Source organism: Psychrosphaera algicola, assembly GCF_028401425.1.
Classification (GTDB): domain Bacteria; phylum Pseudomonadota; class Gammaproteobacteria; order Enterobacterales; family Alteromonadaceae; genus Psychrosphaera; species Psychrosphaera algicola.
The window spans coordinates 3,156,404-3,169,856 of sequence record NZ_JAQOMS010000002.1 but is presented as its reverse complement, the minus strand read 5'-3'; the positions used below and the strand labels follow the sequence as shown (position 1 = coordinate 3,169,856).

The window sequence follows — 13,453 nt, the reverse complement described above, 5'->3', positions numbered from 1 at the left end:
GCCAGTTAATCAATACCGCTACAATTTTTGCTGGGCAATTTTCTTAACCCAATATGCCCAGTATAAACAGCCCGTAAAACGCCCTACCGTTCTCAGTTCCGGCAACTTGTTTACTTTAGCCATCTCTAACCCTTACTGTTCCGAAATAATCCCGCTGCATAAATTTCAGCCATAAAAAAGGCCACCTAAGTGACCTTCTTTTGATTTAAACTCTCTCTAAAGAGACTTTAAATTACGCAATGATTGACGCTACAACACCAGCACCAACAGTACGTCCGCCTTCACGGATTGCGAAACGTAGACCTTCGTCCATCGCGATTGGTGCGATTAACTCAACAACCATCTTGATGTTATCACCATAGGCATTACCATTTCTACGCCTTCAGGAAGCTCAACAGCACCTGTTACGTCAGTTGTACGGAAGTAGAACTGTGGACGGTAACCTTTGAAGAATGGAGTGTGACGTCCGCCTTCTTCTTTTGATAATACGTATACTTCTGATTCAAATTTAGTGTGAGGCTGGATTGAACCAGGCTTCGCTAATACTTGACCACGTTCTACGTCTTCACGCTTAGTACCACGTAACAATGCACCAATGTTCTCACCTGCACGACCTTCGTCAAGCAATTTACGGAACATTTCAACACCTGTACAAGTTGTTGTCGTTGTATCTTTGATACCTACGATTTCTACTGAGTCACCTGTGTTTACGATACCTTGCTCAACACGACCTGTTACTACTGTACCACGGCCTGAGATTGAGAATACGTCTTCGATAGGCATGATGAATGGCTTATCGATGTCACGCTCTGGCTCTGGGATATAAGTATCAAGTGCTTCTGCAAGCTCAATGATTTTTGCTTCCCATTCTGCTTCGCCTTCTAGAGCTTTTAACGCAGAACCAGCGATTAGTGGTAAATCGTCACCTAGGAATTCGTATTCTGAAAGAAGTTCACGAACTTCCATTTCTACTAATTCTAGTAACTCTTCGTCATCAACCATGTCACATTTGTTCATGAATACGATGATGAAAGGTACACCAACCTGACGTGAAAGTAGGATGTGCTCACGAGTTTGAGGCATAGGGCCGTCTGTCGCTGCAACTACTAAGATCGCGCCGTCCATTTGAGCAGCACCAGTGATCATGTTTTTAACATAATCGGCGTGTCCTGGACAATCTACGTGTGCGTAGTGACGAGTTGGAGTGTCATACTCGATGTGAGAAGTATTAATTGTAATACCACGCTCACGCTCTTCAGGTGCATTATCGATTTGTGCGAAATCTCTAGATTCACCACCGTATGTTTTACTTAATACTGCAGAAATCGCAGCTGTTAATGTAGTTTTACCGTGGTCAACGTGACCGATTGTACCAACGTTAACGTGCGGCTTCGTACGTTCAAACTTTTGTCTTGCCATTTTCAGACCTATTTAAGTTTATTAATGTGATACGCTCGAAAGCGTGGTGTTATAAATTAATTACTAAAAGTAGTGCTTTTAATTAGTTTATACAAGAAGAAGAGAATATTTAAGAAGTGGTGCTGATAGGCAGATTCGAACTGCCGACCTCACCCTTACCAAGGGTGCGCTCTACCAACTGAGCTATATCAGCAAAAATCTTGGAGCGGACGGCGGGAATCGAACCCGCGTTATTAGCTTGGAAGGCTAGAGTAATACCATTATACGACGTCCGCTTTGAAACGATTCTCGACTCAAGCAAAGAAGGCCGCGAGCCGACCTTTTTAAGTTTGTCGAAACGAAAGTATCAACAAAACAAGAAAAAGTGGTGGAGGGAGGTGGATTCGAACCACCGAAGGCAGAGCCAGCAGATTTACAGTCTGATCCCTTTGGCCACTCGGGAACCCCTCCACAGAACATCTTACTTGGCCTCACAACAAAGTTGTGTAAGTAAGATTTGATGGTGCCGGCTGCCGGAGTCGAACTGGCGACCTACTGATTACAAGTCAGTTGCTCTACCAACTGAGCTAAGCCGGCACTGCATCAAGTGGGGCGCATTTTATGGTAACAATTTCGATAGTGCAACACTAAAAGTAACTTTTTTAAGTTTTATCGATCATTTGGCGATGTTTTAAACAAATCGTGCAATATTCATTAAAAAACGCGTAATTATTATCGAAACAAAAGCAAAAACGTTACTGATTAATGGATACTAATATCGATTAAGTCCGTGAAAAACCAAGTTTGGATGGATGGAATAACTTTCTGTTAAACGTTGTTCATTCAACTTTTGAACAATAACGTCAGCGTCGCCACCTGTGAGCATTATTTTGGCTTTGCGACTAAATTGAGCTTCAAATGACATGGCTGCATTTTTTACCGCACCAACTAAACTGTTTAGACAGCCTTCATAAAGTGCAGTGGGTGTATCCGAACCAAAGACTTCCGCCGTTAGCCTTGAATCACTAAAAACACCGGGAGCCTTAACGATAATAGACTCCTGCATCAATCTTAAGTCAGAATAATCCATCCGCCTTTATGTACGCGATCGTAAGTGAGTATGTCTACAGTCATAGCGGTTCCTGCATCGACTACAATAAGGTCTTCATCGGGCGCGAGCCAATTAGCACCTATAATCGCTAGCCAGCGGTCTACTCCCAAATTTTGATACTTTGGATAACCACATACGATACCAAATGACGTCGGTTCCGTGGTGACTGTTTTGCAAGGTATACTGTGTTTTGTAAATATTTCGAGAAGAGATTGTAATTCCGGTGGTTTTGCGACGCTCGAATAAACAACTTGGCTAATTTGGGATACATTTTTAACAATCTGTTCGTAGCTTAGTTGTACAAAGCTCCCTCTGAATTGACGGTTCGATATTTGATCGCCGTATTGCCACAATCGATTAACAAACGCATTTTACGCTACGCCCCGCAAACTTACCTCGCCACCAAACACCTTAAAACGTGAACCATCAGCTGGATTTTCTACAATCAATGCACCACTTTGATCTATCCCTAAACAACGACCAGTTTGAGTATTTTTATTCGCAATGATATTAACCATACTATCTTTAAAAGCGTTGGCTAAATTCCATTCTTTATAAAGATTATCTAATCTGTGTTGACGGTACTCGCCCATAACGATATTGAGTTGATGACATAACTCAATGGCGATTTCATTTCGGTTAATTTGTCGCTCAGATAGTTGCTTTAAGTCGGTCCAGGGTTGATCGATTTGTTCAGCGCTCCCTAGGGCATATCAACATTAATACCGATGCCAATCACTAAATGACAGACCCCGTCGGACTGCCCCTCAGCTTCCACCAAAATCCCAGCGACCTTTTGCTTCTGATAGAGGATATCGTTTGGCCACTTTAATTCTAGCTCTAATCCTGTAATGGCTTGGCATGCGTTTTTAACCGCGACACCTACTGCTAAACTCAATCCAGACGCCGCTGCAAGACCATCTTCCATCTTGCGGTACTGAGAAAAATAAATGTGCGATCCAAATGGGCTAACCCAAGTTCGGCCACGTCGACCACGGCCTGAGGTTTGGCACTCGGCTAAAACCGTATGCCCATCAGAGATATGATCGCTGTTTCTGATCTTTGTCATCAGAAACTCATTAGTAGAGTCGATAATTGGAAACACATCAATTGAGTTACTATTGCCTAACCCTTGACGTATTTCTTCTGCGTTTAGTAAATCAATGGACTCCGCAAGCTTATAGCCTTTACCATGCACTGAAAAAATATCTAGCCCTAGGTCTATCAACGCTTTGACGTGATTCGAAATTGCGGTGCGTGATACGCCAAACAACTGGCCGAGCTCTTCCCCAGAATGAAAATTCCCATCTGCTAATATGCTTGCGATTTCTGTTTTTAATTCTAACTTGGCCAATTTATCGAGTCCCTTTAGCGTTTTTGACGGCTGTAAGTTCGGACTCTTCGCCCTTCTTCGCCAATAGATTAAGTTCACCTTCATGACCGAAACAGCGCACTTCCGTGGATAACTCAATACCAAATTTGGCAAATACCGTGTTACAAACTTCATCCACTAAAGCCACTAAGTCTTTACCACAACCATTGTTATTTGTATTTATCAATACAAGTGCTTGGTTTTGATGCACCGCGATGTCGTTTATGGTTTTGCCTTTTAATCCGGCTTGGTCAATTAACCAACCTGCGGCAATTTTAGATTCACCATCATTAACTTTATACAAAGGCATACTATAAATTTATTTGCCAGTGTGTCTGCTGTTTGCTTATCGACTATCGGATTCTTAAAGAAACTACCGGCATTACCGGTCAACTCAGGATCTGGTAATTTTGATTGGCGGATTTTGACAACTTCGGTAAAGATTTGCTCAGCGGTGGGGTTATCTATATCAGCTAAGGAGCCGTAGTTTGCTACTGCAGTCCACTGTTTTGGAATTGTGAATCTCACCTTTGTAATGATCGCAGTTGCTTTTAGCTCCCCTTAAAAACAGAGTCTCGATATCCAAAATTACATGCTTGGGCATCAAGCGTCTTAATTTCCCCGCAGGTTAAATCAAAGTAGTCGACAGATGAAATAAACTGACCAACTTCAATGCCATAGGCACCTATATTTTGGATAGGCGAGGCGCCCACAGTACCAGTAATTAACGCTAAATTTTCTAAACCATAGACTTTGTTTGCCAAAAGCCAAATGACAAATTCGTGCCAATTTTCACTTGCAGAGGCGTCAACAAAAAAGTTGCTGTTATCTTCTTCGATGGATTTCCCAAATAATTTAGGAATGACAATTTCACCATTATAATCTTCGACAAATACGCAGTTGCTGCCTTCGCCTAGTAAAATAAAATCTTTGCCATTTTTGCGTCCAATGTACCTACGACAATCTTCAATCGAGTCAATAGAGCTGATCCGTTTGGCATTTGCTTGTAATTGAAATGTATGAAAAGACTGGACTGATATCACGGGAATAACCGACAAAATTAAATGACTAATAATGCGTAATATATCAGTTACTAAAAAATTACGCACTGCAAACATAATAAATTTACGATTACAGTGCGAAAAGCGTGCTCAACACCCGCCAGCACTAATTACTAGGCAAGGTTTATTCTACGGCTAAAACAATACGGTTATTTACTCTCTATCAGTTTTGTACGCAGTTTTTGCCATCCCTGTATACAGTCGGTCGTTAACCAATACACACAGGGAACGAAAATAAGTGTAACTATTGTTGCGGCTAACACCCCATAAGCTAACGATACAACCATTGGCACTAAAAATTTGGCCTGGACACTTTCAGCGGCTAGCATTGGCATCAAGCCAATAAATGTGGTCATTGACGTCAAAATTATTGGTCGGAATCGAGTTCGACAAGCTCTAAACACCGCATCTTTAAAACTTAGCCCCTTTTCCCTAAATCGGTTGATTGCGTCAACCAATACTAAGTTATCGTTTATCACAACTCCTGATGCAGCGAGAATACCCAACATGGAGAACATTCCAAAACTAATATCATGGATCAGGTGGCCCATTAATGCCCCTAAAACCCCAAACGGAATTGCCGACATAATTAACAATGGTTGACTGTAGGAACGAAAAGCAATGGCCATCAACATATAGGCAACCATTAAGGCGAGCCCTTCCAACACGATAACCGTCTGCCGGAATTCATTCTCCTCTTGCATCCGCTCACCACGCCCAAACGACACTTGAGGGTGCCGCTTTTGCCATTCAGGAATATAATTTTCCCTAACGTCGATATTTAAAGCGCGTTGGTCTTCACCTGAATACTCAGCATAAACATACCCAGATTTAAATCCATCACGGCGGATAATACGTTGGATACCCGCCCTGATTTCAACATCAACAATCGCCATCAATGGGATTGTGCGGCCGTCCTTGCTTCTGATCTTAAGGTTTTGTAGGGTGTCAATCGACTCACGTTCAAATCGTGAATACATGACTTTAACTCGAACATCGCCGCCAACTTTGGGTAGTCGTTGTACTTCTTGACCAAAATAAGCTTGTTTAACTTGCCTACTAATATCACGTAAATTTATACCCAACGCTTCTGTGCCTTGACTTAAGTGTAAAGACAAGTTCCTGTGAGCCTTTATCCATATTGTCGCGGAGCAGATAGATTCCAGAATACGTTGCCAAATGTTGCTTAAAGTCGGCCACGCCTTCTTTTAACGCTTCAATATCTTGCGAATTGAAACTAAAACCAACCCTAGGTTCTAGTGTATTTAGTGTCGATTTTAGTTCGATTTCTTCTGCGTCAGGAATATCACCAATGTACTCTTGCAAAAACGCTGATGCTTCATTAATCGTCATTGCCCGCTTATCATATTGAACTAGCTTTATTTCACTTGTTATCTGAGTGCCCGACAATCGCGTGTAATCATGGTCGACTAAAAATGGACTTGGTAATTGTTCTACGTGTTCAAGCAGCCTTTTTGACCCTGTTGGATCTGCTGCAATACTTGTAACATTCGTTCATGGGTGGCCGTGGTGGGTAAGGTAACCGCCAAACGAATTTTGTCATCGGCTATTTGAGGCATAAACGACTGGTTAATATAGTTATTATTTAGAAGACTAAAACCGATAAATACAGCGCCAACAAAAATCGCAATCGTCGTTTGCTTGTGCTTATAGCACCATTGCAAAAGTTTGATATAAAATCGTTCGTTTAGGTAGTCTAAACTTGATGCAATACGTTTTTGGAATTTTGCTAACTTAGATGGTTTTTCACTTGGTTTGTCGCCCTGTAAATGGCGCAAATGCGAAGGCAAAATAAATAGCGCTTCGAACAATGAAAATGCAAGTGAGAGGATCACAACTGTCGCAATAGCTCGCGTAAATTCTGCCGTACTTCCGGGTAAAAACGCCATTGGAGCAAACACGACCATCGTCGTTAACACACCAAACAATACCGGTTTCGCGACCTGAGTTACCCCTCGATTGCCGCTTCTTCTCCATGCAGCCCAGCTTCATGACTTAAATGAACACTTTCCCCAATAACAATAGCGTCGTCGACAACGATGCCGATCACCATTAAAAACGCGAACAGAGATATCATGTTAAGCGAAACGTCGAAGCTTGGTAACAGCGCAAAGCTCGCGGCAAATGCCGTTGCAATACCTGCACTTACCCAAAATGCAACTTTAGGCTGTAGGAACAATAACAATAAAATGAAGACTAAGATAAGACCGCTTACCGCATTCGAAAATATCGTCATTAGCCGCCCTTGATAGGCTTCGTTCCAATCAGACCAAATGGTCAACTTGACGCCTTCAGGCAACTGTAAGTTTTTTTGTTTACATAGTCGTTCACGTATTTAGACATTTTTGGAATATTCATGTAACTGCTATTCATGACATCGATTAGTATCGCGGGTTCACCATCAAATGTTGAAACAAAGCGACTGTCAGCCAATCCATCTACAACGGTGGCAACATCTCTTAGATATAAAGATTCTCCTCCCTTGCCCTGACGAATGATAATGTCTTCAAACTCTTGTTGTTGCTCGGCCCTATTTCTAACCGACAACATCAATACACCTGCTTCGTCGCGCACGGTTCCGGTAGATGTATTAATCGAAGAGCTTTTTATCGCATTAGCTACTTCTTCTATGGTGACACCATAGGTCGACATAGCTTGTTCCGTAACTTCAATGGCTATTTCATAGCGACCTTCGCCTTTTAAATCGACGGTTGAAATAAGCGGTAATGACGCAACTTGACGCCTAATTTCATGTGATAACCCGGTAAGTGAATCTCGATTTATGTGCCCGTGTAAGGCAATTCTGATCATCGACTTACGATTAGTTTTTTCCGTTACGACAGGTCGTTCGGTATCACTAGGCAACCCATTAACTGAATTTATTTTTTCTCTAATTTCCTCCGCGAATTCCCTTCTATCAACTCGCTCTTTCCCTCGAATTGTAATAAAAGCGCGCCCTTCCAACGCTCGGGAAATTATCGTTTTAATGCCCTCGACGTTTTTAACCGCATCTTCAAACCTGACAATAATTTGGTCTTCAATATCTCTCGGTCCCGCACCTTAGCCAGTTGATGCGAATATCCATAGTAGCCATTTTAACAGTTGGAAACGGTTCCTTCTCTATTGCGAAAAAGTAGCTGACTAACCCTGCAACGATCAATGAAATCATCGCGAGATTTGCCGCGATAGGATTTTTAACCCACCAAGAAACTAACGACTTCATGCTTCAGCGTCCTTTTTCTTTCTTTTCCTTTTTGGCTTCTCGGTTTTTTCCTCGGTCAAATTATTAGGCTGACTTTTTAAAGTTCTTACGGAAACACCTGGTACTGGGGCAACAAGCGCTGAGGTAACTATTTGAATATTGTTTTTAAGCCCTTTGACGACCACGGAATGGTTGTCGCGATGGATCAGTTCAACCTGCGTAACTTGCAGTGTTTGTTCTTCATCGACATACCACACCTTATTATTTGGGTGAACCGATGTTCTAGGTAAAGTACTGGCGTTACTCACACTTACGCCTTTGATACGCGCGTTAACAAATAACCCGGGCAAAATACTATTTTGATTTTTACTCTGATAAATTTCGGCAATTACCCCTAAGGTTCTAGTCCGAGTATCAAACTGCCCTGAAGTACGCATAATCCGCCCTTCCCACTCGGTTATTTGGTCGCCCAGCTCTGTACTCAGCACAACAGGAATACCTTGTTCGTATTGCTCTTGGTAAAAGTCGATTGGCATTTCTAATAGTTTTAAGTCTTTGCCATTTAAAGAAAGGGCAACTTCCATAACGTCATTTGCATAAACCGTCGCGATGACACTATTGCGACTCACTTGCTGACCGATATTGATTGATTCCGAGCGAACCACACCGGTAAATGGCGAGGTAATATTGGTACGTTCTAATTTCAAACGTGAAATTTCCAACAAGGCTTTAGCCGCCTTTAATTCAGCTTCCGCATGTTCAAGTTGTGGGCGCCAGCGCGCTAAGTCATTGGCGTTTTTACGCCCCAAATTGGCTAATTCTAATTCAGCAACATTAGCTTGTGCTTTTACCTTTTCTAATTGTTGATTCGCCTGTGCTACCTTTGCTTCACGTTGCACGACATCCAGCAAGTAATCCCTTTTATCTAGTTGCAATAAAGTTTGACCTTTAACAACTCGACCACCAACCACTAAACTAGGGGACACAAAAACAACTAATCCTTCTACTTGGCTTCGTAAGTCTGCCTGTTGTTTTGGTTTCACTTCTCCTTGGCTATAGGCAAATAGTTGCGTATCACGTTGCTTAATACGTTCTACAAAAACTCTTAACTTTTTAGCTTTGTATTGTCTCTTCTGGGCTTCAGGTTTAAAAAAATCTAATCCATAGAGCGTCAATAAAATAATAAGAATGGCGCTTACAAAAGGGATGGAATCTACAATTTTAGTTTTTAACATGCGAATTAAACTTCTTTGTTTTATTTTCTTCTGAATTTGGTATGCCCAGCGCTAAGATTAACTGAACTCTATTTTTTAGACGTGCAGTGGCAAGCTTCATCAAATCCGTTTCAACTGACGTTCTTGTGCGTTGTGCAGATAACAACTCGAAACTATTAGCTAAACCTGCGGTATATTGAATTTCAGTTTGATTTTCAGCTTCTTTTGCTTCAGCAAATGCTCGACTTAAAAGAGACTGACGACTTCGCAAAATAAGCTCATTTTGACTTGCGGATTCGACTTCTCGCCACGCATCTAAAAGCGTTTGGCGGTATTGTTGAAGGGCGATTTCTTGCGACAACTCTAATTTTTTAGCTTGTTTAGACAAAACATCTCGATAAAAAATGGGTTGAACAATCGAAGCAGAAATCGATGACAACCAAAAATCAAAATCAAATAATTCCTCAATTTTGCTGCGCCGCGCATCCAAATCAAAATTTAATGTAAGCTTAGGGAGCTGACGTTTTTTGGCGGCATCCCAGCTAAAGCCCGCGGCCAATAAATTGGCATTTGCAGCTAGTACATCAGGTCGATTTAAAAGAATGTCCCGAGGCTTATTAAATACAACACCGGTTTCTAATTCGGGAAACGTCAGGTCTATATCAAGTTCAGATTCTGAATAATGCCCTAACATTAAGTTCAGTCTGCGTTTCGCTTCAACAAGCCTATATTGGAGGCCTTTTTGGCTTTCGCGCAGTCTAAATAAGTTTGTTTTGGCGTTTCGAATATCGATACCACTCGATAGCCCATTGTCTAATCGATACATCGACATTTGTAATCTTCGATTCTGGTTTTCGATATTGTTTTTGTTTAATTCCAGTAGTTTTTTCTGTTCTATTAGGTCAAACCATGTTGTCAAAAATTGCGATTGCAATGAGTAGGTAGCGGCAACTAAATCGTATGACTTGGCTTCTGCTAACCAAGCGGTTCGTTTTGTTTCATCCCCTAGCCGATCCCACAGATCCACTTCCCATTTTACAGAGAGTCCGATGTTTGAGGAGTCTAAAAATTTTTCTCATCGTCAACCAGAGATTGGGAATGTCTTTGTCCTGCAGCTAAGCTTGCATCTGGCCACAACTGGCCTGTTGAAATCTCGAAATCTAATTTAGCTTGTCTAAGTCTCAATCTAGCAATTTTGAGACTGATATTTTCATCACTAACTTCTAATAATTTCGCCAATATGGGATCAGGGATCTTGATACCCCACAACAAATCACTATTAGTAGCTAAAAGTTTAGTGCTATATCGCCAATCTTTAGGAATCGCCTCGTCGATATTATCGAGTTTGTCCCCCTCCAAATGCTTTGGTTCTGAGGCACAAGCTGTTAAAAACATTACGAGGGGAAAAATTATTATCCACTTCAAACTAAATACTTCCCTTAAAGACCCTATTTTTAACTCGAAAAACAAACAGGGTAAACGTATACCCTCTTTATATCTTTTTATCCGTTTACAATCAACTAATCCAAATTTAATTCGAACTATTATAAATAACTAAACAAATAAAAATTTTCTCATAAATTACGTCAGTCAGTTAAATATAAACTAATAACGATTGGAAGTGTTGGTTCTACGTGAGGATAGTTTACATGACTAAACTGTACATCTGTAGGTAATAGCCCCCATGCAGGTAATACGACCTTTTGTGGGTACAGCCTAAAACGCCGCGTATCTCACTAACGAATAGAATTGAGTTCTTTGGTTAGCGTAAAGTCCTATATTGGAGTCATTTTGAAAATGATTAATGCCCACATCTAGAGTTAACCGAGGAAAACCAAGCCCTTTTAAATTGAGACTAGAATTAATATTAAACGAATGCCTTGTGTCTGCTCGCTTAACGTCAAACGCGTCGAGTTGCTCATCAAAGTCCAACGTATTTAAGCTGTAGTCAGCCCCAAACATTAAATTACTATTGTAGCGATACCTTGTACCGATTTCATATCGCAAGCCGGTATAACTGTTTTGTTTTTCTTTAGCGGAGGCTAAATTCATTGACCAAACACCTATTATCATTAGCTTTTGACTATAAGAGTAGTTAACTAAGACTTGAGGCCTAATAACATCCGCACTGCGGTCAAAGGAGCTTGTGTAATCATATTTGGCATATTCAAGCATAGGTGAGACGCGAATTTTATTATTTAAAAATGTCGTAAAACGAGCCCCTAAAGACGCGATGTTTAAAAGCGCTTCGCCACCAATACTAACAGATGCGAACCTCGGCTCTATGCCATACTCTGATTGACCTAACTTGGCGTGATACCCGCCAACAAAATCCACCAGCAGAGTATTTCCGTCTGGTTTATTGAGGTAGTTTGATGAAGCGATATTCATTTTTAGTGATAAGCGTTTATCATTATCTAGCAGTTTACTAATCGACGCATTTGCCCCAACAAAAACGCCATTCGCTTCTGTAGGACGCAGATTTTCATTAAAGAAGAACTCTTTACCATATATAACAACAGATGCTGCGCTTGGTGAATTAACTAAATTATTGTCAACTAACAACCCCGTCAATAATTCTAAATTGTACTGGAGCTTTTCTGGGTTAACTTTGCGCATTTCTAATACTTTTTATGTACATCCGGCTCTAAACTATTGAGATCTAGTACACGTTCATAAATATCTTCTGCGAGATCAAATTCACCTAAATACTGGTGAATAATAGCTAAATCTAGGTAAGGACGTGCTTGTTCAGGATCTTCTTCTATCAATACCTGAAAATAATTTTTAGCGTCGTCATATAAACCCAATCCCGCAAAACACTGTCCCTGAATATAATAAATATTTAGTTGAAGTTGTTTTACTAATCGGGTCGTTAGACGATTCGTCTAACGTTGGCAATAGCTTTAGTTTAACGCAAGCTTCTGCATATTTTTTGTCTTTTAAAAGATTTATAGATTCGAGTAATTCGGTATGAATAGCTCTTAAATCCTGTTCAGAACGAACATCGAATGAACATATTAATCCCCAAACGAGAGTAAAAATAGCGGAAAACTGTCTTAAATTATGCATTTGTTACTCTTTTATCAAACGAGGATGAATACATTAAAACTACTCTTTGGCTGGATATATAAAAAAAGTATTCATATTAAAACCTAATGATCCCTTCCGCTGGTACCGGTAACTCGTATATCAACGCCAAATTTAAATTTCGCTGAATGCTGGCATTTAGATAGGTATCGATAAGTAGTGGTGGCGCCCCTAATTTTAATACTTTAGGCGCTTGCTCCACACTATAAATCTTATAACCGATGTCCTTTAGTCCCATTTTTGGCAACACATCAATATCTTCAATTTTACTGATTACTGCAGCCATAACCTCTGGGGTTTTTAATGCATCGGCTAAGCTTATTTCTGATTGACTAAATATATTAAGCTGTTCGATCAAATAATCTGGCAAAATTTGCTGAACATTCCTATGCAATAACATCCGAGCTAATTCAGCAGGGCTATCTTGATACGAAAGTACAAATTCGAGAATTTGCTGTTTTTGCCCTTCAGCAATAACAAAACTATCCCCTGCGAGTAGCTTCTCTTTCACCAGTACAATGTTTGCTTTGTGTTGCTCTTGGTAAACAGTTTCAATTCGTTTCTTAATTGATTCATATTCAAATAGACTTTCGTAGAGTTTCTCGCGCACTCTATTTACATGATATTCAGCAGACAGGATCCCCTGCATATGTTGTTGATTCTCGAGTTGATTGAACAAAACAAACTCTTCATTAACATTGTGCTGATTTATTTGCTTCGTTTTATATTGATCAAACTTCACCAAAGAATCGCTATAAGTTTTAGTCACTGCGGCTAGTTCAGAATTAAACCGTTTTATATCGTGTTCTAATAGAGAAAACCTATCTAACACTTCCGGCTCGATTAGCAGTAGCTTTTCAATAAAAGTTAACGAAAATCGTTCTTCTACACCTTTTTCCAGTAAATCATTGGCATTTACTTTTGTGTCTGCCAATGACTTATTGATAGGTGCGCAGCACAATAACAATAAGATAAGCATTTTTT

The 13,453-nt window shown here is 40.5% G+C and carries 17 protein-coding genes, 4 tRNA genes and 2 pseudogenes; all 23 read right to left on the bottom strand.

Annotation, left to right across the window (positions count from 1 at the left end; all coding sequences use genetic code 11):
* Positions 1 to 232 precede the first annotated feature (232 nt).
* The 23 genes and pseudogenes from tuf to PN838_RS17310 all read right to left on the bottom strand — a co-directional run bounded on the left by tuf (position 233) and on the right by PN838_RS17310 (position 13,448).
* Positions 233 to 1,419, bottom strand: a pseudogene (gene tuf / locus PN838_RS17420) (elongation factor Tu).
* A 117-nt stretch (positions 1,420 to 1,536) separates the two neighbouring features.
* Positions 1,537 to 1,612, bottom strand: a tRNA-Thr gene (locus tag PN838_RS17415).
* Between the two features lie 8 nt (positions 1,613 to 1,620).
* A tRNA-Gly gene (locus PN838_RS17410) sits at positions 1,621 to 1,694 on the bottom strand.
* Between the two features lie 90 nt (positions 1,695 to 1,784).
* Positions 1,785 to 1,869: transfer RNA gene (locus PN838_RS17405), tRNA-Tyr, on the bottom strand.
* Positions 1,870 to 1,919: 50 nt separating this feature from the next.
* Positions 1,920 to 1,995: transfer RNA gene (locus tag PN838_RS17400), tRNA-Thr, on the bottom strand.
* Positions 1,996 to 2,170: 175 nt separating this feature from the next.
* The gene (locus PN838_RS17395) at positions 2,171 to 2,464 is read right to left on the bottom strand and encodes an acetate and sugar kinases/Hsc70/actin family protein (protein WP_272181466.1); all 294 of its coding nucleotides are present in this window, start codon (positions 2,462 to 2,464) and stop codon (positions 2,171 to 2,173) included.
* A 5-nt stretch (positions 2,465 to 2,469) separates the two neighbouring features.
* A complete protein-coding gene (locus PN838_RS17390; protein WP_272181465.1) occupies positions 2,470 to 2,862 on the bottom strand; it encodes a type III pantothenate kinase in 393 nt (130 codons plus the stop codon).
* A gap of 18 nt (positions 2,863 to 2,880) precedes the next feature.
* Positions 2,881 to 3,102: a biotin protein ligase-related protein gene (locus PN838_RS17385; RefSeq protein ID WP_272181464.1), complete on the bottom strand. Its 222-nt coding sequence runs from the start codon at positions 3,100 to 3,102 to the stop codon at positions 2,881 to 2,883.
* A gap of 110 nt (positions 3,103 to 3,212) precedes the next feature.
* Entirely contained in the window at positions 3,213 to 3,863 is a 651-nt protein-coding gene (locus PN838_RS17380; protein ID WP_272181463.1) for a biotin--[acetyl-CoA-carboxylase] ligase, read from the bottom strand.
* 1 nt (position 3,864) lies between these two features.
* A complete protein-coding gene (locus PN838_RS17375; protein WP_272181462.1) occupies positions 3,865 to 4,191 on the bottom strand; it encodes a UDP-N-acetylmuramate dehydrogenase in 327 nt (108 codons plus the stop codon).
* Between the two features lie 241 nt (positions 4,192 to 4,432).
* Complete coding sequence (locus PN838_RS17370; protein ID WP_272181461.1) at positions 4,433 to 4,990, bottom strand: FAD-binding protein; 558 nt, start codon at positions 4,988 to 4,990, stop codon at positions 4,433 to 4,435.
* A 101-nt stretch (positions 4,991 to 5,091) separates the two neighbouring features.
* Complete coding sequence (locus tag PN838_RS17365; protein ID WP_272181460.1) at positions 5,092 to 6,027, bottom strand: efflux RND transporter permease subunit; 936 nt, start codon at positions 6,025 to 6,027, stop codon at positions 5,092 to 5,094.
* On the bottom strand, positions 6,008 to 6,295 hold the full coding sequence (locus tag PN838_RS17360) for a hypothetical protein (protein ID WP_272181459.1): 288 nt from the start codon (positions 6,293 to 6,295) through the stop codon (positions 6,008 to 6,010). The genes PN838_RS17365 and PN838_RS17360 overlap by 20 nt, the downstream gene beginning before the upstream one ends.
* A gap of 101 nt (positions 6,296 to 6,396) precedes the next feature.
* A pseudogene (locus PN838_RS17355) lies at positions 6,397 to 7,244 on the bottom strand (efflux RND transporter permease subunit).
* Entirely contained in the window at positions 7,241 to 7,990 is a 750-nt protein-coding gene (locus PN838_RS17350) for an efflux RND transporter permease subunit (RefSeq protein ID WP_272182635.1), read from the bottom strand. Before PN838_RS17350 ends, PN838_RS17355 begins: the two are co-directional and overlap by 4 nt.
* 10 nt (positions 7,991 to 8,000) lie before the next feature.
* Positions 8,001 to 8,186 (bottom strand): hypothetical protein, encoded by a 186-nt coding sequence (locus PN838_RS17345; protein ID WP_272181458.1) that lies wholly within the window; start codon positions 8,184 to 8,186, stop codon positions 8,001 to 8,003.
* A complete protein-coding gene (locus PN838_RS17340; RefSeq protein ID WP_272181457.1) occupies positions 8,183 to 9,400 on the bottom strand; it encodes an efflux RND transporter periplasmic adaptor subunit in 1,218 nt (405 codons plus the stop codon). The genes PN838_RS17345 and PN838_RS17340 overlap by 4 nt, the downstream gene beginning before the upstream one ends.
* Complete coding sequence (locus PN838_RS17335; protein ID WP_272182634.1) at positions 9,387 to 10,430, bottom strand: TolC family protein; 1,044 nt, start codon at positions 10,428 to 10,430, stop codon at positions 9,387 to 9,389. The genes PN838_RS17340 and PN838_RS17335 overlap by 14 nt, the downstream gene beginning before the upstream one ends.
* An 11-nt stretch (positions 10,431 to 10,441) precedes the next feature.
* Positions 10,442 to 10,804, bottom strand: coding sequence for a hypothetical protein (locus PN838_RS17330; RefSeq protein WP_272181456.1), 363 nt, complete (start codon positions 10,802 to 10,804; stop codon positions 10,442 to 10,444).
* Between the two features lie 291 nt (positions 10,805 to 11,095).
* The gene (locus PN838_RS17325) at positions 11,096 to 11,998 is read right to left on the bottom strand and encodes a surface lipoprotein assembly modifier (RefSeq protein WP_272181455.1); all 903 of its coding nucleotides are present in this window, start codon (positions 11,996 to 11,998) and stop codon (positions 11,096 to 11,098) included.
* Positions 11,999 to 12,000: 2 nt separating this feature from the next.
* On the bottom strand, positions 12,001 to 12,189 hold the full coding sequence (locus PN838_RS17320) for a tetratricopeptide repeat protein (RefSeq protein ID WP_272181454.1): 189 nt from the start codon (positions 12,187 to 12,189) through the stop codon (positions 12,001 to 12,003).
* Entirely contained in the window at positions 12,176 to 12,451 is a 276-nt protein-coding gene (locus PN838_RS17315) for a hypothetical protein (protein WP_272181453.1), read from the bottom strand. The genes PN838_RS17320 and PN838_RS17315 overlap by 14 nt, the downstream gene beginning before the upstream one ends.
* 76 nt (positions 12,452 to 12,527) lie before the next feature.
* Entirely contained in the window at positions 12,528 to 13,448 is a 921-nt protein-coding gene (locus PN838_RS17310) for a hypothetical protein (protein WP_272181452.1), read from the bottom strand.
* Between the last annotated feature and the right edge of the window lie 5 nt (positions 13,449 to 13,453).

Coding starts and splice junctions, on each gene's coding strand:
- PN838_RS17395 (WP_272181466.1), bottom strand. CDS start 2,464: ATGCAGGAGTCTATTATCGTTAAGGCTCCCGGTGTTTTTAGTGATTCA.
- PN838_RS17385 (WP_272181464.1), bottom strand. CDS start 3,102: ATGGGCGAGTACCGTCAACACAGATTAGATAATCTTTATAAAGAATGG.
- PN838_RS17375 (WP_272181462.1), bottom strand. CDS start 4,191: ATGCCTTTGTATAAAGTTAATGATGGTGAATCTAAAATTGCCGCAGGT.
- PN838_RS17360 (WP_272181459.1), bottom strand. CDS start 6,295: ATGACGATTAATGAAGCATCAGCGTTTTTGCAAGAGTACATTGGTGAT.
- PN838_RS17345 (WP_272181458.1), bottom strand. CDS start 8,186: ATGAAGTCGTTAGTTTCTTGGTGGGTTAAAAATCCTATCGCGGCAAAT.
- PN838_RS17340 (WP_272181457.1), bottom strand. CDS start 9,400: ATGTTAAAAACTAAAATTGTAGATTCCATCCCTTTTGTAAGCGCCATT.
- PN838_RS17325 (WP_272181455.1), bottom strand. CDS start 11,998: ATGCGCAAAGTTAACCCAGAAAAGCTCCAGTACAATTTAGAATTATTG.
- PN838_RS17315 (WP_272181453.1), bottom strand. CDS start 12,451: ATGCATAATTTAAGACAGTTTTCCGCTATTTTTACTCTCGTTTGGGGA.
- PN838_RS17310 (WP_272181452.1), bottom strand. CDS start 13,448: ATGCTTATCTTATTGTTATTGTGCTGCGCACCTATCAATAAGTCATTG.